A 21,312-nucleotide genomic window follows, 5' to 3' on the forward strand; every position below is an offset into this window, starting at 1 on the left:
AGCCCCAACTCCCTTACGACGCCAGCTCGATGAGCCGCATCGCCAGCAGCCCGAACGGCCCGTCCGCCGGTTCGCCGGTCAGCATCGGGCGCAGCAGCCCCTTCAGCTCGTCGTCGAACGCGGCGGTCACCGCCGTCAACGCGGCGAAGTCCTGGACGAGTTGGAGCTGGAGCTCCTCGCGCGGGATGCGCCGGCCGTCCAGCCAGATCAGGGCCGTGGACTCGGCGAGGGAGATCCAGGAGCGGACGAGGAGTTCCAGCCGGGGCGGCGGGTCGGTGATCTCCAGGTGGGAGAGGATCTGCTCGTACGCCTCCTGGCGCACGGAGTTGATGAGCGCGTTGGTCGTCGAGGAGCCCACCGCCGGGCCGCCGCGCAGGAGGGCCGCGAACCCGGGGCCGTGGTCGTCGACGAAGTCGAAGTAGCGCCGCATCACCCGGAGCAGCCGGGTGCCGAGCGGCCCTTCGTGCGGCTCCACGAACCGGCTCGCCAGATCCTCCGACGCCCGCTTCAACGCGGCCTCGTACAGGCTGACCTTGCCGGGGAAGTAGTGATAGACGAGCGGCCGTGAGATCCCCGCAGCCGCCGCTATCTCGTCGATCGACACCTCGTCGGGGGAGCGCTGGGCGAACAGTTCGAGCGCGACGCCGATGAGCTGCTGCCGCCGCTCCTCCACGCTCATTCTCCGACGCACCCCGGTTGTCATGACGACAACTTTACCGAGCGGTTCCGACTTCAACCTCCCACCCGGAAAAGGGCGTTCACATGTCGAGGACCAGGCGCCCACCACGCGCCCGGGAGACACAGATGAGCATCGACTCGTCGCGCTCCTGATCGGTGAGGAGTTCGTCCCGGTGGTCCACCTCGCCCTCCAGGACCCGTTGGCGGCACGTCCCGCAGAACCCCTGCTCGCAGGAGTACAGCGTGTCCGGCAGCTCCTCGCGCACGGCGGCCAGCACCGAGGAGTCGGCGGCGACCGTCAACACGCGTTCACTGCGCCGGAGTTCGACCTCGAAAGCCGCGTCGCCCACCAGAGCCCCGGCCGCCCCGAACCGCTCCAGCCGCACCCCGGGCACCCGCTCCTCGACCGCCGCCGCCAACCCCTCGGGCCCGCAGCAGTACACGGCCGTCCCCTCCGCCAACTCCCCGAGAAACGCGTCGAGTTCACCCCGCCCCTCGACCACCGTCACCCGGTCCGCGCCGAACTTCTCGACCTCCTCCAGGAACGGCATCGACGCCCGCGACCGCCCGCAGTACAGCAGCCGCCACTCCACGCCCTCCGGCAGCGCCCGCAGCATCGGCAGGATCGGCGTGATCCCGATCCCGCCCGCGACGAACACGTAAGCGGGCGCCCCGGCAACAAGGGGGAAGCGGTTACGCGGCCCCCGCACCTCGACCTCCACCCCTTCCCGCAGCTCCTCGTGCACCTCCCGAGACCCACCCCGCCCGCCTTCGACGAGCCGCGCGGCAACGGTGTACGACGAGGTGTCCCCGGGATCCCCGCACAACGAGTACTGCCGCACGAGCCCGGAGGGCAGCACGAGATCGAGATGGGCGCCGGGCTCCCAACGCGGCAACTCATCTCCTTCCAACCTGAGTTGGACCACCCCCTCCGCAACCACCTCCCGCCCCGCCACCCGCAACCGCACCCCCCGAGTCCGAGGCCGCCCCGAAACCGGCTCCTCCAACGCCGGCATCGGCCACAGCGGCGACGCCTGGATCCGCCGCCGCATCGACCGCCTCACCAGCACCGCGACCCCCGCGACCGCGACGACCGCCAACGGCCGGGGCGCCATCAGGACGCCCTCTTCTCTGCGGCGAGCGCGGCCGGAGAAGCCGCGAGATACGCGACGGCCTGCTCGGTCGACCCCTCCTGCGAGGGGTGGTACGCACGACTGAGGTAACTCGGGATCGACTTCAAGATGTCCCCGGTCGCCGGCAGCGTCCCCTGCTGGCCACTCAGGTAGAAAGCCTTTACCGACGCCTTTCCGTCCAGCACGGTCGGATCGTTCTCCATGAAGAACCGGATCCCGCGCTGCCACAGGAACACCAGCGTCGCGAACGCCGACCCCCAAGTCCGCACCCGCCGCCGATAGTTCCCGTCGACGTGCATGAACAGGTCGAACGCGACCGACCGGTGCTCGACCTCCTCCGCGCCATGCCACCGCAGCAGATCCAGCATCATCGGGTCGGCGCCCCGCCGGTCCAGCTCCTCCGCGTTCAGCACCCAGTCCCCGAGGAACGCCGTGTAGTGCTCGATCGCCGCGATCAGCGCGACCCGCTCCAGCAGCCACCAGCGCCGCGCCCGCCCCGGCGGCAGCGTCCGGTCCCCGAGGAGCTTCTCGAACATCCAGTCCACCTGCGCGGTGTACGGCGTCGGGTCGAGCCCCTGTTCCCGCAGGTGGGGCAGCACCTCGTCGTGCGCCTGCGAGTGCATCGCCTCCTGCCCGATGAACCCGACGACGTCCGCGCGCAGCCGCTCGTCCCGGATGTACGGCAGCACCTGCCGGTACACGTGCACGAACCACCGCTCACCCGCGGGCAGCAGCAGGTGCAGCACGTTGATGGTGTGCGTGGTGAAGGGGTCCCCGGGCACCCAGTGCAGCGGGGTCCCCTCCCAGGAGAACGACACCCTCCGCGCCTTGAGGTCGACCCGTTCGCCCTCGACCGGCCGAGGTGCGGACTGCTTGTTAGACATGATGTCAATGTACTGACGGGTAGAGCGCGGGTGAACCCCTGTGCACGGCCGATTTTCAGCAACCGTTTTCCGCCGTTTTCCGCACGCCCTACCGCAGCGCCTTGACCGCTTTCCCGCCCTTCAGCGTCCCCTCAAGCCCCGCCTGCACCCCTTGCTCGGTCCGTACGGCGAGGAGGTTGCCGTCGGCCCGTGCGCTGACCCCGCCGGTCGTCCGCAGCGACGCGGTGTCCTTGTCCCCGGCGGCCAGCAGGAACCAGTGCCCGGCCTTCGACTTCCACAGCGCCCCCGCGAGCACATGCGGGTCGCGCGGACCGCACGCCGGTCCGTCCGCAGCCTTCGCGACGACCGCCCCGACCAGCCCGCCCGGCGTGTGGAACTGGGCCAGCGCCCGCGTCCCGTCACCCCGCCAGGTCTCCGCGCGCGTGCACACCCAGTCCGCCGACCCGGTCCCGTCCGGCAGCGACTGGTGCGCGAACTGCCAGACGTTCACGGCCCGTACGCCGAGCGCCCGCGCCTCCCCGAGTGAACAGGCGTACGGCGCCCAGGTCTTGAGGGCCTCCGCGCCGGTCGCGTCCTTCCCCGCGCCGGGCCGCCCCGAGGTGAGCCGCGCCGGGACCAACTCGCCCAGGTCGCTGAGGAGTTGGCGGCCCTGTCCGCCGGTCAGCTCCAGGACCTCCCAGCCCGTGCAGGTCCCCGTCTTCGTCGCCGGGCTGACCATCGGGGACGTCACGCCCTGCGTCAGCGTCAGGTCCATCACCCCGGCGCCGGGCTTCGACAGATCCCGTTCACCGGCCTTGGTGACCCAAGGGGCGGTCAGATAGCGGACGTTGCCGTCGGCGCGGCTCAGCACCACCGCCCCCGACTCCGCGCCGGACGCGCCGTCCACGCGCGCGAAGTCCAGGGCGGCGCCGGCCGTGCCGTCCTTCGGTTCGGCGTAGCGGGCGATGCGCAGGCCGTCGTACAGGATCACCACGCGGACGTTGTCGACCGTGCCCGCGTACAGGAGTTGGGGCGGGCCCGAGGGGCCGCCGGTCGGGGTGTCCGGGGTCGCGGAGACGTGGACCTGCTCGCCGGGGCGCGCCCAGACGGCCAGCGCACGGTGCAACAGGCCCTCGTCGCCGGTGAGTTCACCGCGCGCGGGCCACGCCGAGAAGTCCGTGCGGGCCGACGTCTTCCACGCGACGGGGGAGGCCTTCAGGAGGCGTCCCGGGTCCAACGCGGCTTCTGCGGCGGGGTTCTTGGCGTACACCGGGGCCGCCGCGCCGTTCGGACCCCAGCCGCCACCCGGCAGCACGACCAGCACCCCGCACACCGCGAGCGCGGCCCCGGCGGCGAGCGCCGCCCTGCCGTGCTGGCGGCGGCGCATCAGGTCCGTCGGCCGCGCCTGGAGCGAGCACGGGTCGAAGCCGGGGGAGTCGAGGAGCGTGAACTCCCCTTCCACCGCGCCCGCTTCACGCAGCGCCGCGTCGATCGCGGTGACCCCGCACTCCCCGAGCACCTTGCGGACGCCGGCATCCGGCAGCTTCTCCAGACCGGACAGCGCGTACGCCGCGCGCGCCGGGCCGTCCAGCCCCGACAGCCGCTGTTCCAGGGCGAGTTCGTCGGCGCCGCCCGAGCGCGGGAACAGCCGCAGCCCCCACACCTGGGGGAGCAGCGGCGGCAGTTGGGCCCGCTTCGGCCACGCGCGGCGCCTGAGCGGCAACCCGGCCTGGAGCGCCGTACGCACCACCTGGAGCCGGACGTACGCGTACCCGGGGTCGCCGTCCCGGCCCGTCGACTGCGCCGGGATCACCGGGGCCGAGGCCCTGCGGCGCGGCAGGGCGCGCTGGACGAGGGCGTGCGCGGTCAGGACGCGGCGGCCCCGCGCGAGCGTCGGCGGCAGCACGAGGTACGCGAGCCGGACGAGGCGCGGATAGTGCTCGACGAGCGCGGCCTCGGCCTGCTCGACGTCGAGGGCGGGGCCGGAGTGGGCGGAGCGGGACGCTGGGCGCTGGGCGACATCCTGTGACTGCACGTCCGGAAGAACGAGCGGCCCGACGGGAGGTCACCGCCGGTCGGGTGAATCCCCCCTACGGGGAGGGGCGTTCGAGGAACGTTTCAGCTCTCCGTCTCTTCTTGAGGCTCCGGCTCCACCAACGCCCGCGCATAGTTCGCCATCGACCGCTGATAACGCGGCAGATGCCCCGCCAACGCCCCCAGCACCAGCGACAACCCCTCCCGGTCCCGGCCCAGGCTCGACAGACACAGCGCGAGACACGCCCGTACCGCGTCGTCCAACTCGTCCGAGGGCGCGTCCAGTTCGGGCGTCAGGAGCTTCACGCCCTCCTCCGCCCGGCCGACGTTGCGCAGCGAACTCGCCAGCTGGATCTTCGTACGCCGTTTCCGGTAGCCGTCGAGACCGAGCGCGAGGGCCTCCTCGTACAGCGGAACCGCCTTGTCGGAGTGGCCCGTAGAGTCCCAGGCGCACGCCTGCTCGAAGGGGGCTATCGGGTCGCCCGGCGGCAACTCCTCGGTGAGCGCGATGATCACGGCGCGGAAGTCGGCGCCCTGTTCCTCCGTGTACTCGTCGTAGCTCGCCCACGCGGCCTCGACACGGTCTTCCCAGTCCTGGTTCATGGAGATCACGATGGCACGCGGGGGTTAAGAACCGCACCGGGATAAGTGACCGGTTGAGTGGTTCGTACGCCTGGGCCCGTATTCAGGGGGAGGTCTCTCAGGGAGGAACAGGACAGATGAAGCTGACCCGACCGACGCTCGCGGCGCTGGCCGCCGTGGCGGCGCTGACGCTGGCGGGCTGCGGATCCGGCGGGGACGACAACGCAGCGGACGCCGTACCCGTCGCGGCGACCGGCAGCCTGGAGCAGCTCGCGGCGAAGGTGGACTGCGAGCCGAACATGCAGACCGACGCGGACGAACTGCGCCAGGCCATCTGCAAGACCGGCGAAGGCAAGTTCATCCTCCTCACCTTCGCGACCGACCGCGGGCAGCGCGAGTGGATCAACGGCGCGAAGGACTACGGCGGTCACTACCTCGTCGGCCGCAAGTGGATCGCAGTCGGCGACCAGACGAAGACGGTCGACACCCTGCGCAAGACGCTCGGCGGGGACATCGAGGAAGGCACCGACCACTCGGCCGGACACACAAGTCACTGACACACGTCGCTGGTTGGGAACGTACGAGAGAGCCGGCGGTGGGAATTCCCACCGCCGGCTCTCTCATGACTCATGAGCTGGGCTCAGGCCACTACTGGCACTTCTTGCCCGTGTTGATGCAGTTGACCATCTTGTTCATCGTGTTCTGCGAGAAGAAGTTGATGAAGTCGTTGTGGTCGGTGATCGGCTTGTGCAGGTTCTCCGGGAAGGAGTCCACCGCGTAGGCGTTCTTCACCTGGCCGTTCTGGATCTGCGGAGCCGGAACGTTGTAGACCAGGCGGACCTGGAGCTGGGGGATCGCCTTGAAACCGTTGGCGCACTGGCCGTTGCCCTGGACGAAGGCCACGTGCGTCCGGTGGTTCGCGGAGTCGATGTTCTTGCCGTCCCAGCAGCTCTGGAAGAAGGACGTACGGACCACCTGGCTGCCCTGCGGGCAGATCGGGTACTTGTCCTTCAGCTGCACCTTGTTCTCGAAGCCGGTGCAGCTCCAGTTCGTGTTCGCGTTGGCGTTGCCGTTCACGAACGCCTTGGCGTCACCGGTGATGATGCGCAGCGCGGACGGCATCCCGACGACGTTGCCCGCCTTGTTGCCGACGAACTTCAGCTGGGCCTGGGCCGGCTGGAGGATCTTGCCGACGTTGCCCTCCTTGCCGCCGCCGTCGTTGTTCTGGTCGAAGTCCTGCGAACCGTCCTGGACGCGGAGGACCGGCCAGAAGTACGAGGACTTGTCACCCTGGTTCTGGCAGCTGGTCTGCGCGTTCTTCAGCTCCTGGTCGGACGCGAAGGCGTCGTTCGACTGGTTGCCGACGTAGTCGTGCAGGTGGTGGGCGCCGTTGGCGACACCCGGAGCCACGATCACGTTGTCCGTGTTGTGGTTGTCGTTGCCGTTGGTGCCGCACTTGGTGGTGAAGGAACCGCGCGACCCGCTGTTGCCGTTGGCAGCGAGACCGTTGTTGCCGACACCGAAGTTGGCGCCACCGCCGGCCTTCGTGATGTCCACGAAGTCCGCGGCCACCGGGCCGTTGCCGCCCTGACCGCCACCGGCCTGCTGACCGCCGTTGTTCTGGCCGCCGTTGTTGTTCTGGCCGTTGCCGTTCTGGCCGTTCTGACCATTCTGGCCGTTGTTGTTCTGACCGTTGTTCTGGCCGTTGTTGTTCTGGCCCCCGTTGTTCTGGTTGCCGTTGTTGTTACCACCGTTGTTGCCGTTGTTCTGACCGGCATTGGTGTTGGCGTTGGCAACCTGCGGGGTGCAGGCGGCGAGCTGGTTGATCGCGTTGTCGAACTGACCGCCGACCCGCTGGATGTTGATGCGGATGCGGTTGATCGTCGCGGCGCGCTTTTCCTTCAGCGGCCCGGTGATCGCGTTCTGTACGAAGCCCGGGTCCTGCGCCTGCGCCTGCCGGGTGGAGGCGAGTCGGGCGTATGCCTCGGTGATCTGCTTGTCCAGCAGCGCCAACTCCTTGTCGACGCCCTGGCGCGCGCCCTGCGGCACGTTCGTCAGCTTCTGGCCGACGTCGGGGCAGGCGATCGTCGCGACCTGGGCGGCGGCGGCCTTGACCTCGTTCTGGCCCGAGCCGTTCGACGATTCGTGCGCCGAAGCGTAGAAGTTCGCCCAGATCAGCCCGCCCCCACCGAGCGCTAGGGCCGCCGACGCGGCTATGGCCTTGTTGGCCATCGACGAACGGCGTTTACGTGTGTTGCGTCCCATGGAACTCCTCTGACTTCCTTGCGGGGCAGCATCGAGGCGCCCGACAGGAGTGAAGCGGCGTCGTTCATTACGCACGCCGGCTCAGAGGTGTTCAGCTGTCTCAGAAAAACCTGTGAGACAACCTGAGTTGCCGGATCAACGATCTCGGTCCAGGAACGCCAGCACCGCCAGTACCCTGCGGTTGTCGTCGTCCGAGACCTCCAGACCGAGTTTCGTGAAGATGTTCGCTGTGTGCTTCGCCACAGCCCGCTCGGTCACCACGAGCTTCCCCGCGATCGCCGCGTTCGTCCGGCCCTGCGCCATCAGCTCCAGCACCTCCAGCTCCCTCGGCGTCAGCCGCGCCGGGAGCCGGTCCTCACCGCGCCGGGCCAGGAGTTGCTGGATCACCTGAGGGTCCATCGCCGTGCCTCCCGCCGCGACCCGCCGTACCGCGTCCACGAACTGCTCCGCGTCGAACACCCGGTCCTTCAGCAGATAGCCCACCCCGCCGGTGCCGTCCGCCAGCAACTCCCGTGCGTACAGCTGCTCCACGTGCTGCGACAGCACCAACACCGGGAAACCCGGCCGCTCTTGCCTCGCCCGCAGCGCACACTGCAAGCCCTCGTCCGTCAGCGTCGGCGGCAGCCGGACGTCCACCACCGCGACGTCCGGCTTCAACTCCCGTAGCGCCCGGTCCAGTTCGGGGCCCGTCTCGACCGCCGCCGCGATCTCGAAGCCGAACGCCTCCAGCAGGCGCACGAGGCCGTCCCTCAGCAGGAACAGGTCCTCGGCTAGGACAACACGCACGGGATCTCCAACGTCGCCATCGTGGGGCCGCCGACGGGGGAGCTGACGGCCAGGACGCCGTCGAATGTACCCAGCCGGCGCTCCACCCCGGCGAGCCCGGAACCCGCGCCGACGGCCGCGCCGCCCCGGCCGTTGTCGGTGACGGAGATCCTCAACAGGCCCTCGGCGTAGTGGACATCGACCCAGATCCGGTCCGCGTTCGCGTGCTTCACCGCGTTCGTCAGCAGCTCGCTCACCGCGAAGTACGCCGCCGACTCGACGGGGGCCTCGGCGCGGCCCGGGAGTTCGACCGTGACCTCCACCGGCAGCGGCAGCCTCAGCGCCAACGCCCGTACGGCGTCGCCGAGTCCGCGCTCCGCGAGCACCGGGGGGTGGATGCCCCGGACCAGGTCCCGCAACTCCTCCAGCGTCTCCACGGAGTTGCGCCGCGCCTGCGCCAGCAGCTTCTTCGCGGTCGCCGGGTCCCGCTCGACCAGCGCCTCGATCGTGCCCAGGTCCATGCCCATCGCGACGATCCGCGCCTGTGCGCCGTCGTGCAAGTCCCGCTCGATACGGCGGAGTTCGGCGGCGGAGGTGTCGACGGCGTCACGCCGGGTGTCGGTCAGGACCCGTACCCGCTCGGTGAGTTCGTCGTGCTCCGCCCCCAACACGGCCCTGGTGAAGCGGAAGTGGGCGACCAGGAGGGTGCGGTTGTAGCGGAGGGCGAGGGTCAGGAACACGACGCCGAGTACGGCCGCGGCGAGCGAGGTCGGGAAGTTCGAGACCGGTACGAACGTGTACCAGTACGGGTCGTCGCCGTACACCTTCCACAGCCCGAACGGCATCGCGAGCCCCTCGACGGCGTGGACGGCGAGGGCGGCCGGTAGCAGGGCGGTGGCGAACCCGGGCACGAGGTCCGAGGCGAGCCACCGGAGGTCCCGCCAGGTCTGCGGATCCCTCAGCAGCCCGGCCGTCCGCCCCCAGACCCCACCCCGCACGTCCCGGTAGACGGCCGGGATCCGTACCCCGCCCCACTCCTGCGCGATCTCCCGCCGCTTACCGGCGTACTCCCGCACGGCGTGCAGCACGGCAGGGGTGGTCACGACCCCGACGCCGATGGGCATCAGGGCCAGCGAGACCGACGTGACGACGACGAGGAAGATGCTCACCGGCAGCATTGCCGCGGCGATCCCCAGCCCCTGCACGGCCGCGAGCAACGCGCCGCGCACCTTGGGTGTGTTGATGTCCATGCGCCCAGTCTTCCGGCCGGGGGAGGGACGGTCACTGGGCCGAGGACCCGGAGGGCGGGGTGGTGGTAGGTACACCCCTACTGGTAGGCACCCCCACTGGTAGGCACCCCCACTGGTAGGCACACCCCCGCCCCTCTCACCCACCCGCCAACACCTTCGCCTCCACCTCCTCCGGCACCCCGATCGTCAGGTCCGGACGGCGAGGCACCTCACCCCCGAGGGACCGCAACCACGTCCACGTGTCCGCGACCGTCTCTTCCACCGGTCGGCACGCCAACCCCGTCCCCACCGCCCGCGACACGTCCGCGGAGTGCAACGCGTCGTGCATGTCCGTCCCCGGCGGCACCCACACCGGCAACTCCGTCCACGGCTTGATGCCGGCCGCGAGGATCGTCTCGGGGTCGGTCCAGCGGAGGCGGGCGGCGGAACCCGTCACGGAAACGCAGGCGTCGAGGAGTTGCCCCATGGTGGAGTGCCCCTGGGGGGTGACGAGGTTGACCGGTCCGCTCACCTCGCGTTCCAGCGCGCCCAACACCCACTCGGCGAGATCACGCGCGTCGATGTACTGCAACGCCAACTCCCGTGGCCCGGGCGCGAGTACGTCCCCACCCCGCGCGATCCTGGCCAGCCACCAGGGAAGGCGCCCGATGTTCTCGTACGGCCCGAGAATCAACCCGGCCCGCACGAACAGGGACGCCTCGGCCCCGAAGGCGTCCAGCGCGGCAAGCTCACCGCCCCGCTTGTCCTGCGCGTAGTCGGTAGCCCCGGCACCGGGTTCCCCTTCGACGACCTGCGCGCTCTCGTCGTACCCGGCGGGCGGCGCCCACGTATACACGGACAGACTGGACACATACGCATACCGCCCAACGCGCCCCCGCAACAACTGAGCCACGCTCTGCACGGCCTTGGGCTCCCGGGCCCAGGTATCAACGACAGCGTCCCAGTTCCCCTCACCCAACGCAGCCAACCCACCCTCAACGGTCCGATCCCCAACAAGCTGCTCAACACCAGCAACAGCCCCAAGGGACCCCCGATTAAAAACGCTGACGTCCCACCCGCGAGCAAGGGCAGCCTGAACAACGGCCCGCCCCACGAACTGAGTCCCACCCAACACAAGAAGTCTCATGGAAGGGACTCTGCCCGCTGACCACGCCAGACGGAACGCAACTCTGCCAACAGCAGAGAGGCGATCTCCACAAAGGAGGCAAACATCAACGCCCTTAAGGGGCGCGGGGAACTGCGCGACCAGCCACACACAAGCCGCACCCGCCGAACCACAGCTCCCAGCACCCCATTAGGCGCAACTACCCAACCGGCGGCGCGTACTTGTACCCCACCCGCCGAACCGTCTGAATAGCCTGCCGATGCACCCCCAACTTCCGCCGAAGCCGAGCCACATGCACATCCACAGTCCGCCCGTCCCCCACATGCCCATACCCCCACACCGTGGTGACGAGCTGATCCCGCGTATGCACCCGATGAGGATGAGCCACAAGATGCGCAAGCAACTCGAACTCCAGATACGTCAGATCGAGTTCAACCCCATCAACGAAGGCGGTCCGCTGAACGGAATCAACACGAACGAGCGAGTCACTCCCACCGGGTTCAGGCTCAGCCTCCCGCACAGCAACGGGCAGAAACGGCGGCTGCTGATCCGCAGGAACAAGAACGAGGTACCCAACCATGGGCGGCTGCCCAGGCAGAGAGGGCAACGTGTGCTGAGGCGCGGGCAACCAAGTGGCCCCGGGCGGAAGAAAATCGGAGATCTCCACAACCTCATCCCGATCGACGGCACGCAGCCGATGCCGAGAAGGAGAGGAAGCGGCACTACCCGCGGAGCGATACGCGGGGGACAGTGAACGAGTGGTGGTCGCCATGAGACGTCAGCTCTTTCGCGCGAGATGTCAGGTGGACCGACGGCCCCGATTCGTGGTCGGGCCCCGCCGAGGGACTTACCTGTTCGCGCCGGCCGAAGACCGGGATGTACGGCTTTAGAGGGCCGGCGCGTTCACCGCGCGACAACACACCCGATCGAAGTCGTGATGCTGACGGGAGGGCCAGAACGGCTCAAGGTCATGACGACCCGTCGCATCGCACTTCTGAAAGCTGGCCATGCCCACATTGAAGCAGACCCCGCCCGGTTAAAGGACCCTCCTCTCACAGGTTGGACGCATCCTTGACCGGAACCCGGACGCCCCCCACCTCACCCCACCAGCCGCTTACGCCAGTCCAGGGGAGTAACGGCGATCCCCCACCCCGGATCCTCGTCCCACTCCGTGGACAACCCGGCTCCCTCCACCGCCCGCACAACCTCCCGCCCGACCTCGCGAGCGGCGTCGGCACCCTCGTCGAAAGCCCCGTACAACAGCATCAGCCCGCCCCCTTGAGCCGCTCCCTCGGTGCACTGCGAGTGGAAATACACGAACCCCCGGTCCCCCTCCCCGGCCTCCGCCCCGATCTCCGCGTCCCCACAGCTACGGCAACAAGCGAAATTCTCCCGCGCCACGATCCCCGCCTCCCGCAACCTCTCGAACGCCGCAGCCACCCGCTCCGGATCGGTAACCCCTTCCCACGCCTCCTGCTCGACAACCCGCTCCACCCACATCCGATCCACCAACTCCCGCGCCTGCACGGGCGACACGGGCCGCGCATCCCCTTCACGCAGGTACTGTTCGGCAGCCTCGGCGAGCGCCCCGCGCCCCTCGTACCCACAGACCAGCATCAGCCGCACAACGCCCTCGACCCGCACCCGTATCTCCTCGGGCAACTCCCGCGCAGCCTCCGGCGGATCGACATCGACCGGCGTCCACACGAACCCCGCCTCCCACCCCGGCGCCCCCACGGCCCACGCCACCAGAGCCTCGGCGACGGCAGCGGCGTCCGCGGCCTCGGTCCCGTAGAACTCCGTACGGGAGACCCGGTACTCGAACCGGTACGTCTCACCCGCCCGATGCCACACCTGAGCGAACACGTCCGGCAGATCAGGCACCCGCTGGACGACGATCCAGCGGTCCCCCTCCTCCCCGATCCGCCCGACCAGCTCACGCAACCACGCACCCGACGGCCGCAGCGCCGTCTCCCTGAACTCCGTCCGGACCTTGACCGCCAGACCCCCGTGACTCTCCATGCCCCCAGCTTGCCACCCGCCACTGACAACGCGAGAAGGGCGCCCCCAACACAGGGGCGCCCTTCAGGAGTTCGGCGGGATCAGACCTGGCCGGCCTTCTCCAGCGCGGAGCAGCACGTGTCGACCAGCAGACGCGTCACCACGTACGGGTCGACGTTCGCGTTCGGACGGCGGTCCTCGATGTACCCCTTGCCGTCCTTCTCGACCTGCCACGGGATACGGACCGAGGCGCCACGGTCGGAGACGCCGTAGGAGTACTCGTTCCACGGGGCCGTCTCGTGCAGGCCCGTCAGACGGTCGTCGATGCCCGCGCCGTAGTGCTTGACGTGGTCCAGCGGCTTCGAACCCTCGCCGAGGGACTCGGCGGCGGTGATGATCGCCGCGTACGTCTCCCGCATCGCCTTCGTGGAGAAGTTCGTGTGCGCGCCCGCGCCGTTCCAGTCGCCCTTCACCGGCTTCGGGTCCAGCGTCGCGGCGACGCCGAAGTCCTCGGCCGTACGGTAGAGCAGCCAGCGCGCGATCCACAGCTGGTCGGCGACGAGGCTCGGGGAGAGCGGGCCGACCTGGAACTCCCACTGGCCGGGCATGACTTCGGCGTTGATGCCGGAGATGCCGAGGCCGGCGGCGAGGCAGTTCTCCAGGTGCGCCTCGACGACCTCACGGCCGAAGATCTCGTCCGCGCCGACGCCGCAGTAGTAGCCGCCCTGGGGGGCCGGGAAGCCGCCCTTGGGGAAGCCGAGCGGGTAGCCGTCCTGGAAGAACGTGTACTCCTGCTCGATGCCGAAGATCGGCTCCTGCGCGGCGAACCGCGCCTCGACCTCGACGAGCGCGGCACGCGTGTTGGACGAGTGCGGCGTCATGTCGATGTCCAGGACCTCGCACAGGACGAGGATGTCGTCGCCCCCGCGGATCGGGTCCGGACACGTGAAGACCGGCTTCAGCACACGGTCCGAAGCGTGACCCTCGGCCTGGTTCGTGGAGGACCCGTCGAAGCCCCAGATCGGCAGCGACTCGAGCCCGCCGAACGCGTCCGTGACGATCTTCGTCTTGGAACGCAGCTTGGCCGTCGGCTCGGTGCCGTCGATCCAGATGTACTCAGCCTTGAAGGTCACGGGCCACATCCTTCGGGGGTATGTCTTGGCGCACTTGCGGGTGCTGCGGCACTACGGCACTGGGGCACCGCGTCGAATACAGGCACCCTGTCAACAGGCGGTTTCCCGCCCATTGCCCGAGTGTGAACCCCGTGTTACCTGGGTGTTCTGTGACGGGATTCACGGAGTGAGACGCGGTGTCCCACCAGGAGGTACCGCCGCTCCCGATACGCCTGGTACATCGTCGGACAATGGGCCCATGCCAGAGCTGACTTCTTTCGGGTACGACCATGGCGACGACGTTCTCAGCGGGGTGCACGGCGGTCCGGCAGACGCGCCGGCCGCCGCCGTCCTCCTGCACGGCGCCGGACGCGGCAGCAAGGCCCGACTCCTCCCGCTGGCCGGGGAGTTCACCGCGCACGGCGTCCAGGCCCTCGCCCTCGACTTCTCCGGCCACGGCGAAAGCACCGGACACCTACGGGAGTTGAGCCTCCAGCGCCGCTTCGAACAGGCGGTCGCCGTCATCGACGCGTACGTCCCCGCCGAACTCCCCCTGATCCTCGCCGGTTTCAGCATGAGCGGACAGACCGTCGCCGACCTCACCGCCCACTACGGCGAACGCGTCACGGCGATCGCGCTGGCCGCCCCCGCCGTATACGCCCCCGAAGCCTGGACCGAACCCTTCGGCGAGGGCGACGGCAGATTCACGGAGATCATCCGTACGCCGGACACCTGGCGGCGTTCGGCCGCGCTGGACGTACTGCGGGGCTACACCGGCCGCGCCCTGCTCCTCGTACCGGAGACGGACGAGGTGATCCCGCCGGAGGTGACGGAGGCGATCGAGGACGCGCTGACGGCACGGGCCCAGTACAGCAGGGTCGAACTGAAAGGCGCGGACCACCAGTTGGGCCTCTGGTACCGCGATCACGCCGAGGCGAGACGGGAGTTGGTGACCGACCTCCTCACCGGCCTCACCGACCGGGGCTGGACGGCGACCTGGGAGTGGCTGGCCGAGCAGACCGGCAAGAAGCGCGTCGACTCCCAGCCGCTGAAGGGAGGCTGGAGCTCCCAGATGCGCCGCGTCACGCTCGAAGACGACGACCTCAAAGACGACGTCGTCCTCCGCACCTTCGTGAAACCCTTCTTCCGCAAACACGCCCCCGGCCTCCTCAACCGAGAGGCGGCCATCCTCACCCTCCTCGCCGACGAGGACGGCATCCCCACGGCGCGCCTCATCGGCGTGGACCCCGACGCCACCCACTGCGACCACCCCTCCCTGGCGATGACCGCCCTCCCCGGCCAAGTCCGCTTCGACGAGGCAGACTTGGACCACCGCCTGGACCAACTCGCGGCGCTCCTCGTACGCATCCACACGGTCACCCCCACCGAACGCCCCCGCGACTACCAGGCATGGACGTCCGCAGACCGCGTCAGGACCCCCCAGGGCGACCTGTGGACCCACGCGGTGGACCTCATCCGCCGCGAACCCCCCACGTACGACCCCTGCTTCCTCCACCGCGACTTCCACCCCGGCAACGTCCTCTTCCACGAAGGACGGATCACCGGCGTCGTCGACTGGGTGGAGACGTCCTGGGGCCCGGCGGACGTGGACGTCGCCCACTGCTCCACCGCCCTCGCGCTCCTGCATGGCCCGGAGGCGGGACTCGGCTTCCGGGAACGCTACGAGGCCCAAGGCGGACGCCAGTTGGCCCCCGCCCCCGACCACCTCTACTGGCGCCTCCTGGACTGCCTCCACTACGCCGGCGACGCGACCAAACTCGCGGGCCCCTGGCGGGAGTCGGGCCGCACCGACCTGACCCCCGAGGTGCTGGGCGAGCGGATGGAGACGTACGTACGCGGCCTGATGGCGACGTACGCATGAAAGAGCCGGGCGCCAACTCAGGGCGCCCGGCGCTCAGTTCACCGCGAGTACCGCATCAGCGCCCGCACCATGTGACACGTCGTGTCCGACGGCGGGTGGATGCCGATCCGCTCGGCCGTGGAGCGGATCCTCTCGTTGCGGGCCTGGTTCGGGACGAACACCCCTGCGTCGAGGAGTGCGATGGCGAGGCGCATGGCCTTGAGGCGGCGGTTGTGCGAGATGTACCACTCACGCGGACGCCCGGCGGGCAGCGGGTGCTTCTCGACAGGGGCGTACGGCAGATCGAACAGGACAGCGGACACAGGCGAACCTCCCGTTGTCAGGACGCCGCCGGGGATGTGTCGAACCCCCCGGCGACACCCTCGAACACTGCTTCTATTCTACTACCCGCCACTGACAAAAGCCCCTGATCAAAGGCCGTTTGGAGGCTCTCCCAGCACCTGACTCACGTACCGTGGGACGCATGGAGATCTGGATCAACCCCGCCTGTTCCAAGTGCCGCAGCGCCCTCACGATCCTCGACGCGGAGGGCGCGCAGTACACCGTCCGCCGCTACCTGGAGGACGTACCGAGCGAGGCCGAGATCGCGGAGGTCCTCGGACGGCTCGGCCTCGAACCGTGGGACATCGTCCGCACGCAGGAGGCCGCCGCGAAGGAACTGGGCCTGAAGGAGTGGCCGCGCGACGAGACGTCCCGCGCCCGCTGGATCGCCGCGCTCGCCGCCCACCCGAAGCTGATCCAGCGCCCCATCATCACCGCCGAGGACGGTACGGCGGTGGTGGCGCGGACGGAGGAAGCGGTACGGGGGACGCTCCTCACACCCCCGGCGCACCCCACACCGGGAACCACCGGCTGAGGTCCTGCTCGATCCGCAGGTCGTTCACGAGAGCCGCCTTGATCTGCAACTCCAGCGCGTTGTCCCGGCGTTGGGAGTCCCCGAGCGGGGCGAACGGGTAGAACGTGCCCCGCTTGTAGAGGTACACCAGCGCGAGTCTTCGCCCGTCGGCGTCCGTGAACCCCGCGAGGGAGCACAGGAGTTGCGGCCCGAACCCGTTGACCTCCATCGAACTGTTCACCGCGTGCAGGTCGTTGACGAGCGCGGCGAGGTCGTCGGGGGAGCGGCGGGACACGAGCCAGGAGTAGCCGTACGTGTCGCGCGTCAGCTCGACCGGCGGCCCCGTACGGTCCGTGTCCGCGTCGAGCAGCGCCTGCACCTCCCGGTGGGTCTGGTCGAACGCCGCGCCCTCGACCGTCGCGAAGCACACTGCGCCGACGCCGGTCGGGGTGAGCCCGGCCGCCGCCTCCAGGGTGATCGCCGCCGAGGGCAGCGCGAAGAGCTGGTCCAGGTCGGGTGCGACCGGCTTGGTCCGGCCCAGCAGGATGTCCAGCAGCCCCATCAGTCCGTCTTCCCCAGTGGTTCGCCCAACTCGGCCGAGATCCGCCCCAGTTGCTCCAGCCGCTGGTCCAGGCTCGGGTGGGTCGAGAAGTACCGGGCGATGCCCGGCTCCGAGCCCAGCGCCGGGGTGAAGTAGAACGCGCTGAACGCCTGCGCCGTCCGTAGGTCCTTCGAGGGGATGCGCGCGATGTCGCCGTCCACCTTCGTGAGCGCCGACGCGAGGGCCGAGGGACGGCCGGTCAGCAGCGCGGCGGCGCGGTCGGCGGCGAGTTCGCGGTACCGGGACAGCGCGCGGATCAGCAGGAAGCTCAGCGCGTACACGGCCATCGAGACGCCCAGCACGGCGGCGAACACGGCGAGGGTGTTCTGGTCCTTGCGGTCCCGCCCGCCGAACATCTGCGAGTACAGCGCGAACCGTACGATCAGCCCCGCCATCACGCCGAGGAACGAGGCGATCGTGATCACCGCGACGTCCTTGTGCGCCACGTGCGACAGCTCGTGCGCCAGCACCCCTTCCAGCTCCGCCGGCTCCAGCCGCCGCAGCAGCCCCGTCGTCACGCACACCACGGCGTTGTCGGGGTTGCGCCCCGTCGCGAACGCGTTCGGCATGTCCATCTCGGAGACGGCGACGACGGGCTTCGGCATGTCGGCGAGCGCGCACAGCCGGTCCACGACGGCGTGCAGCTCGGGATACTCCTCCCGCTCCACCACCCGCCCCCGCATCGCGAACAGCGCGATCCGGTCCGAGAACCAGAACTGGGCGCCCAGCATCGCGGCCACGACCACCACGACCAGCACCCACGACTTCAGCAGCACGATCAGGGCAGCGACGAACCCCACGTACAGCAGCCCCAGCAGGAACATGGTGACCGTCATCCGTACGGTCAGCTGCCGGTCGCTCCGAAAACGGCTCCGCATCTGCATCACCCCGCAGTCAGGCACTCGCCCCACTGCCCAGTGTGCCTCGTGACCACCCCATGAACGGGCCCTGAACAGTCCCGGTCCAGGCAAAAGCTCCGGAGCGCCCCCTCAGAACCCCTGAAACCCGCTGTACCCCAGCGCCAGGATCGCGACGGCGATGCTCCCGAACACCAGAGCGACGGACGTCCAGGGCCCCCGCCGCACGACAGGCACCCGCAACCGCCTACGACGCCTGGCAGGCTCCCCCCGAAACGGCACAGCCTCAGGCGGCTCCTCTTTCCACTTCGCCGCCAGCATCCGCGCCCGAGCCGACGGCTCCTTGTGCGAGGCCCCATCGGCCCACCGAAGATCGAACTCCCGCTCCTCGTCGTTCTGTTCGCCCTTCTCAGCCATACCCATCACGATACGACGGCGCCCCCGCCCCGGAGAACGGGACGAGGGCGCCGGACGGCTCACGGTTCGATCACACGTCGTAGTACAGCTCGAACTCGTGCGGGTGCGGACGCAGCTGGAGCGGGGCGATCTCGTTCGTGCGCTTGAAGTCGATCCACGTCTCGATCAGGTCGGACGTGAAGACGTCGCCCGCGAGGAGGAACTCGTGGTCCGCCTCCAGCGCGTCGAGGACGGCGTTCAGGGAGGTCGGGACCTGGGCGACGCTCGCGTGCTCCTCGGGGGCGAGCTCGTAGAGGTCCTTGTCGATCGGCTCGGCCGGCTCGATCTTGTTCTTGATGCCGTCGAGACCCGCGAGGAGCAGGGCGGAGAAGGCGAGGTACGGGTTGCCGGAGGAGTCGGGCGCGCGGAACTCGACGCGCTTGGCCTTCGGGTTGGAGCCCGTGATCGGGATACGCATCGCGGCGGAGCGGTTGCGCTGCGAGTACACCATGTTGATCGGCGCCTCGAAGCCCGGGACCAGGCGGTGGTAGGAGTTCACCGTCGGGTTGGTGAACGCCAGCAGCGACGGCGCGTGCTTGAGGATGCCGCCGATGTAGTAACGCGCGGTGTCCGAGAGGCCCGCGTACCCGGCCTCGTCGTAGAACAGCGGGTCGCCGTTGGTCCACAGCGACTGGTGGACGTGCATGCCCGAGCCGTTGTCACCGAAGATCGGCTTCGGCATGAAGGTCGCGGTCTTGCCGTTGCGCCAGGCGACGTTCTTCACGATGTACTTGAAGAGCTGGAGGTCGTCGGCCGCGGCGAGCAGCGTGTTGAACCGGTAGTTGATCTCCGCCTGGCCGGCGGTGCCGACCTCGTGGTGCTGGCGCTCGACCTTGAGGCCGGACTTCTCCAGCTCCAGGGAGATCTCCGCACGCAGGTCGGCGAAGTGGTCCACGGGCGCGACCGGGAAGTACCCGCCCTTGTAGCGGACCTTGTAACCCCGGTTGTTCTCGGTCGACCCGGTGTTCCAGGCGCCGGCCTCGGAGTCGATGTGGTAGAAGCTCTCGTTCGAGGCGGTGGAGAAGCGCACCGAGTCGAAGACGTAGAACTCGGCCTCGGGACCGAAGTACGCGGTGTCCGCGATACCGGTCGACGCGAGGTACGCCTCGGCCTTCTTCGCCACGTTGCGCGGGTCGCGGGAGTACTGCTCGCCCGTGATCGGGTCGTGGATGAAGAAGTTGATGTTCAGCGTGGTGTCACGGCGGAACGGGTCGATCTTCGCGGTGTCGAGGTCGGCGCGCAGCGCCATGTCCGACTCGTGGATGGCCTGGAAACCACGGATGGAGGAGCCGTCGAACGCCAGCTCCTCGTCCGGGTCGAACGCGTCGACGGGCACGGTGAAGTGCTGCATCACGCCCGGCAGGTCGCAGAAGCGGACATCGACGAACTTGACTTGCTTGTCCGTGATCAGCTTCTTGATGTCGTCGGCGTTCTGGGACATCCAGCTCCTCCTACTCCCGGCTGTTTCCCGAGCCGGGGTGGTAGTTCGTTCGTGCGGCCAGTGCGGTGGCACACGCTCGTCCCGACCCTAGGGACGGGTGATTTCTCGGGCGTGACCCATTTGTTTCACCGAAGTTAACCGGCCCCGGCCCGCCCTGCCCACCCGGCCCCCCACCTGTCGGCTTCCCCGTACCCGCCCAGTACCGTGGACGGGTGGACAAAAGGCAAGCACTCGGATCCTGGCTCTCCGGACCCCGCGCGGCCCTGGAGGAAGCCGGTGCGGACTTCGGCTACCGGGGCCGGGACCTCGGTCTCCCGGAGGACGGCCCGAACTCCCTGGCCCGCCCCGGCCGCCGCCTCGGCGCACTCGCCGTCGACTGGGGCCTGAGCGTCTTGATCGCATACGGCCTCATCACGGACGGCTACTCGCCCGCCACGAGCAACTGGGCCCTGCTGGTCTTCTTCGCCCTGGGCGCGCTCACGGTCACGACGACAGGCTTCACCCCCGGCAAACGCCTCTTCGGCATCCGAGTCCTCCACCTCCCCACAGGCACGGTCAACCCCCTACGCGCCCTGCTCCGCACGTTCCTCCTGTGCCTGGCGGTCCCGGCCCTGGTCTGGGACAAGGACGGCAGGGGCCTGCACGACAGGCTGGCGCAAACGGTCGAGGTGCGCATTTAGAGACAGGTACGACGATGGGGGCGCCCAAGATCTTGGGCGCCCCCATCGTCGTACCAAGTGCAATCAGCGGCCCTTGGGCCCACCCTTCGGCAGCTTCATGCCCTTCGGCATCGGCCCCTTGGGAAGCGGCATGTTGGACATCAGGTCCCCCATCGCCTTCAGCCGGTCGTTCGTCGCCGTCACCTGCGGTCCGGTCAGAACCCGCGGATACTTCAGCAACGCCGTCCGCAGCTTCTTCAGCGCGATCTGACCCTCACCGACGCCCACGATCACATCGTGCACCGGCACATCCGCGACGATCCGGTTCATCTTCTTCTTCTCGGCGGCCAGCAGAGTCTTCACCCGGTTCGGGTTCCCCTCCGCGATCAGCACGATCCCGGCCTTGCCGACAGCCCGGTGGACAACATCCTGGCTGCGGTTCATCGCGACAGCCGGCGTCGTGGTCCAGCCACGCCCGATGTTGTCGAGGACGGCGGCAGCAGCACCCGGCTGCCCCTCCATCTGCCCGAACGCGGCCCGCTCGGCCCGCCGCCCGAAGACGATCGCCGTACCCAGGAAGGCCAGCAGGAAACCGAGGATCCCGAGGTAGATCGGGTGGTCGATCCAGAAGCCGATCGCGAGAAAGACACCGAAGATGAGGAGGAAGACGCCCGCGAGCACCAGGCCGATCGTCTTGTCGGCCTTACGGGTCATCTTGTACGTCAGGGCGATCTGCTTCAGTCGCCCGGGGTTCGCGGATGCTGCCGCGCTGTCACTTCTCGCCATGCCAGAA

At 69.2% G+C, this 21,312-nt stretch carries 22 protein-coding genes; 4 read left to right on the forward strand and 18 right to left on the reverse strand.

From position 1 onward, the window contains the following. Positions 1-13 precede the first annotated feature (13 nt). The 5 genes from J8M50_RS12590 to J8M50_RS12610 form a co-directional block, all read right to left on the reverse strand. Positions 14-703, reverse strand: a complete 690-nt coding sequence (locus tag J8M50_RS12590) for a TetR/AcrR family transcriptional regulator (protein WP_086013969.1) — start codon at positions 701-703, stop codon at positions 14-16. A 55-nt stretch (positions 704-758) separates the two neighbouring features. Then, positions 759-1,793: a PDR/VanB family oxidoreductase gene (locus J8M50_RS12595; RefSeq protein ID WP_075661703.1), complete on the reverse strand. Its 1,035-nt coding sequence runs from the start codon at positions 1,791-1,793 to the stop codon at positions 759-761. After that, complete coding sequence (locus J8M50_RS12600) at positions 1,793-2,695, reverse strand: metal-dependent hydrolase (RefSeq protein WP_075661704.1); 903 nt, start codon at positions 2,693-2,695, stop codon at positions 1,793-1,795. Before J8M50_RS12600 ends, J8M50_RS12595 begins: the two co-directional genes overlap by 1 nt. Positions 2,696-2,783: 88 nt before the next feature. Then, on the reverse strand, positions 2,784-4,709 hold the full coding sequence (locus J8M50_RS12605) for a hypothetical protein (protein ID WP_010351993.1): 1,926 nt from the start codon (positions 4,707-4,709) through the stop codon (positions 2,784-2,786). An 83-nt stretch (positions 4,710-4,792) separates the two neighbouring features. Further along, positions 4,793-5,311 (reverse strand): tetratricopeptide repeat protein, encoded by a 519-nt coding sequence (locus tag J8M50_RS12610; protein ID WP_010351994.1) that lies wholly within the window; start codon positions 5,309-5,311, stop codon positions 4,793-4,795. A gap of 116 nt (positions 5,312-5,427) precedes the next feature. Between J8M50_RS12610 and J8M50_RS12615 the strand changes: the two genes are divergently transcribed. Further along, a complete protein-coding gene (locus J8M50_RS12615) occupies positions 5,428-5,847 on the forward strand; it encodes a hypothetical protein (RefSeq protein WP_010351995.1) in 420 nt (139 codons plus the stop codon). 91 nt (positions 5,848-5,938) lie between these two features. Here the strand turns inward: J8M50_RS12615 and J8M50_RS12620 are convergent, their stop codons facing one another. The 7 genes from J8M50_RS12620 to glnII all read right to left on the reverse strand — a co-directional run bounded on the left by J8M50_RS12620 (position 5,939) and on the right by glnII (position 13,809). Next, the gene (locus J8M50_RS12620; RefSeq protein ID WP_010351996.1) at positions 5,939-7,555 is read right to left on the reverse strand and encodes a DUF1996 domain-containing protein; all 1,617 of its coding nucleotides are present in this window, start codon (positions 7,553-7,555) and stop codon (positions 5,939-5,941) included. 135 nt (positions 7,556-7,690) lie between these two features. Then, entirely contained in the window at positions 7,691-8,341 is a 651-nt protein-coding gene (locus J8M50_RS12625; protein ID WP_010351997.1) for a LuxR C-terminal-related transcriptional regulator, read from the reverse strand. Beyond that, entirely contained in the window at positions 8,326-9,570 is a 1,245-nt protein-coding gene (locus tag J8M50_RS12630) for a sensor histidine kinase (protein WP_010351998.1), read from the reverse strand. Before J8M50_RS12630 ends, J8M50_RS12625 begins: the two co-directional genes overlap by 16 nt. Positions 9,571-9,706: 136 nt before the next feature. Continuing rightward, a complete protein-coding gene (locus tag J8M50_RS12635; protein WP_029183617.1) occupies positions 9,707-10,696 on the reverse strand; it encodes an NAD-dependent epimerase/dehydratase family protein in 990 nt (329 codons plus the stop codon). A gap of 178 nt (positions 10,697-10,874) precedes the next feature. Then, a complete protein-coding gene (locus tag J8M50_RS12640; protein ID WP_010352001.1) occupies positions 10,875-11,447 on the reverse strand; it encodes a winged helix-turn-helix domain-containing protein in 573 nt (190 codons plus the stop codon). 326 nt (positions 11,448-11,773) lie between these two features. Next, a complete protein-coding gene (locus J8M50_RS12645) occupies positions 11,774-12,697 on the reverse strand; it encodes a DUF6891 domain-containing protein (RefSeq protein WP_010352003.1) in 924 nt (307 codons plus the stop codon). 80 nt (positions 12,698-12,777) lie between these two features. Further along, positions 12,778-13,809, reverse strand: coding sequence for a glutamine synthetase (gene glnII, locus J8M50_RS12650; protein WP_010352004.1), 1,032 nt, complete (start codon positions 13,807-13,809; stop codon positions 12,778-12,780). A 238-nt stretch (positions 13,810-14,047) separates the two neighbouring features. On the opposite strand from glnII, the gene J8M50_RS12655 reads away from it, so the two are divergent. Beyond that, complete coding sequence (locus tag J8M50_RS12655) at positions 14,048-15,670, forward strand: phosphotransferase (protein ID WP_010352005.1); 1,623 nt, start codon at positions 14,048-14,050, stop codon at positions 15,668-15,670. Between the two features lie 38 nt (positions 15,671-15,708). On the opposite strand, the gene J8M50_RS12660 is transcribed toward J8M50_RS12655, so the two are convergent. Then, the gene (locus J8M50_RS12660) at positions 15,709-15,972 is read right to left on the reverse strand and encodes a hypothetical protein (RefSeq protein ID WP_010352006.1); all 264 of its coding nucleotides are present in this window, start codon (positions 15,970-15,972) and stop codon (positions 15,709-15,711) included. Positions 15,973-16,133: 161 nt separating this feature from the next. Here J8M50_RS12660 and J8M50_RS12665 point away from each other — a divergent pair, with 161 nt between their 5' ends. Beyond that, positions 16,134-16,526: an arsenate reductase family protein gene (locus tag J8M50_RS12665; protein ID WP_075661706.1), complete on the forward strand. Its 393-nt coding sequence runs from the start codon at positions 16,134-16,136 to the stop codon at positions 16,524-16,526. On the opposite strand, the gene pspAB is transcribed toward J8M50_RS12665, so the two are convergent. From pspAB to glnA, 4 genes are all read right to left on the reverse strand, one after another. After that, on the reverse strand, positions 16,486-17,067 hold the full coding sequence (pspAB, locus tag J8M50_RS12670) for a PspA-associated protein PspAB (protein ID WP_010352008.1): 582 nt from the start codon (positions 17,065-17,067) through the stop codon (positions 16,486-16,488). The genes J8M50_RS12665 and pspAB overlap by 41 nt on opposite strands. After that, positions 17,067-17,984 (reverse strand): zinc metalloprotease HtpX, encoded by a 918-nt coding sequence (gene htpX / locus J8M50_RS12675; protein WP_029183620.1) that lies wholly within the window; start codon positions 17,982-17,984, stop codon positions 17,067-17,069. The genes pspAB and htpX overlap by 1 nt, the downstream gene beginning before the upstream one ends. A 111-nt stretch (positions 17,985-18,095) precedes the next feature. Further along, positions 18,096-18,380, reverse strand: coding sequence for an SCO2583/SCO2584 N-terminal domain-containing protein (locus J8M50_RS12680; RefSeq protein ID WP_010352011.1), 285 nt, complete (start codon positions 18,378-18,380; stop codon positions 18,096-18,098). 70 nt (positions 18,381-18,450) lie between these two features. Beyond that, positions 18,451-19,860: a type I glutamate--ammonia ligase gene (gene glnA, locus J8M50_RS12685; RefSeq protein WP_010352012.1), complete on the reverse strand. Its 1,410-nt coding sequence runs from the start codon at positions 19,858-19,860 to the stop codon at positions 18,451-18,453. Positions 19,861-20,072: 212 nt separating this feature from the next. Between glnA and J8M50_RS12690 the strand changes: the two genes are divergently transcribed. Beyond that, the gene (locus J8M50_RS12690; protein WP_010352013.1) at positions 20,073-20,540 is read left to right on the forward strand and encodes an RDD family protein; all 468 of its coding nucleotides are present in this window, start codon (positions 20,073-20,075) and stop codon (positions 20,538-20,540) included. A gap of 63 nt (positions 20,541-20,603) precedes the next feature. On the opposite strand, the gene J8M50_RS12695 is transcribed toward J8M50_RS12690, so the two are convergent. Continuing rightward, positions 20,604-21,305, reverse strand: coding sequence for a DUF4191 domain-containing protein (locus J8M50_RS12695; protein WP_010352014.1), 702 nt, complete (start codon positions 21,303-21,305; stop codon positions 20,604-20,606). Between the last annotated feature and the right edge of the window lie 7 nt (positions 21,306-21,312).

Source organism: Streptomyces acidiscabies (assembly GCF_020010905.1).
GTDB lineage: Bacteria > Actinomycetota > Actinomycetes > Streptomycetales > Streptomycetaceae > Streptomyces > Streptomyces acidiscabies.

Coding starts and splice junctions, on each gene's coding strand:
- J8M50_RS12600 (WP_075661704.1), bottom strand. CDS start 2,695: ATGTCTAACAAGCAGTCCGCACCTCGGCCGGTCGAGGGCGAACGGGTC.
- J8M50_RS12680 (WP_010352011.1), bottom strand. CDS start 18,380: ATGGCTGAGAAGGGCGAACAGAACGACGAGGAGCGGGAGTTCGATCTT.
- J8M50_RS12590 (WP_086013969.1), bottom strand. CDS start 703: ATGACAACCGGGGTGCGTCGGAGAATGAGCGTGGAGGAGCGGCGGCAG.
- pspAB (WP_010352008.1), bottom strand. CDS start 17,067: ATGGGGCTGCTGGACATCCTGCTGGGCCGGACCAAGCCGGTCGCACCC.
- J8M50_RS12645 (WP_010352003.1), bottom strand. CDS start 12,697: ATGGAGAGTCACGGGGGTCTGGCGGTCAAGGTCCGGACGGAGTTCAGG.
- glnA (WP_010352012.1), bottom strand. CDS start 19,860: ATGTCCCAGAACGCCGACGACATCAAGAAGCTGATCACGGACAAGCAA.
- J8M50_RS12655 (WP_010352005.1), top strand. CDS start 14,048: ATGCCAGAGCTGACTTCTTTCGGGTACGACCATGGCGACGACGTTCTC.
- J8M50_RS12695 (WP_010352014.1), bottom strand. CDS start 21,305: ATGGCGAGAAGTGACAGCGCGGCAGCATCCGCGAACCCCGGGCGACTG.
- J8M50_RS12640 (WP_010352001.1), bottom strand. CDS start 11,447: ATGGCGACCACCACTCGTTCACTGTCCCCCGCGTATCGCTCCGCGGGT.
- J8M50_RS12635 (WP_029183617.1), bottom strand. CDS start 10,696: ATGAGACTTCTTGTGTTGGGTGGGACTCAGTTCGTGGGGCGGGCCGTT.
- J8M50_RS12620 (WP_010351996.1), bottom strand. CDS start 7,555: ATGGGACGCAACACACGTAAACGCCGTTCGTCGATGGCCAACAAGGCC.
- htpX (WP_029183620.1), bottom strand. CDS start 17,984: ATGCGGAGCCGTTTTCGGAGCGACCGGCAGCTGACCGTACGGATGACG.
- J8M50_RS12595 (WP_075661703.1), bottom strand. CDS start 1,793: ATGGCGCCCCGGCCGTTGGCGGTCGTCGCGGTCGCGGGGGTCGCGGTG.
- J8M50_RS12630 (WP_010351998.1), bottom strand. CDS start 9,570: ATGGACATCAACACACCCAAGGTGCGCGGCGCGTTGCTCGCGGCCGTG.
- J8M50_RS12665 (WP_075661706.1), top strand. CDS start 16,134: ATGGAGATCTGGATCAACCCCGCCTGTTCCAAGTGCCGCAGCGCCCTC.
- J8M50_RS12610 (WP_010351994.1), bottom strand. CDS start 5,311: ATGAACCAGGACTGGGAAGACCGTGTCGAGGCCGCGTGGGCGAGCTAC.
- J8M50_RS12615 (WP_010351995.1), top strand. CDS start 5,428: ATGAAGCTGACCCGACCGACGCTCGCGGCGCTGGCCGCCGTGGCGGCG.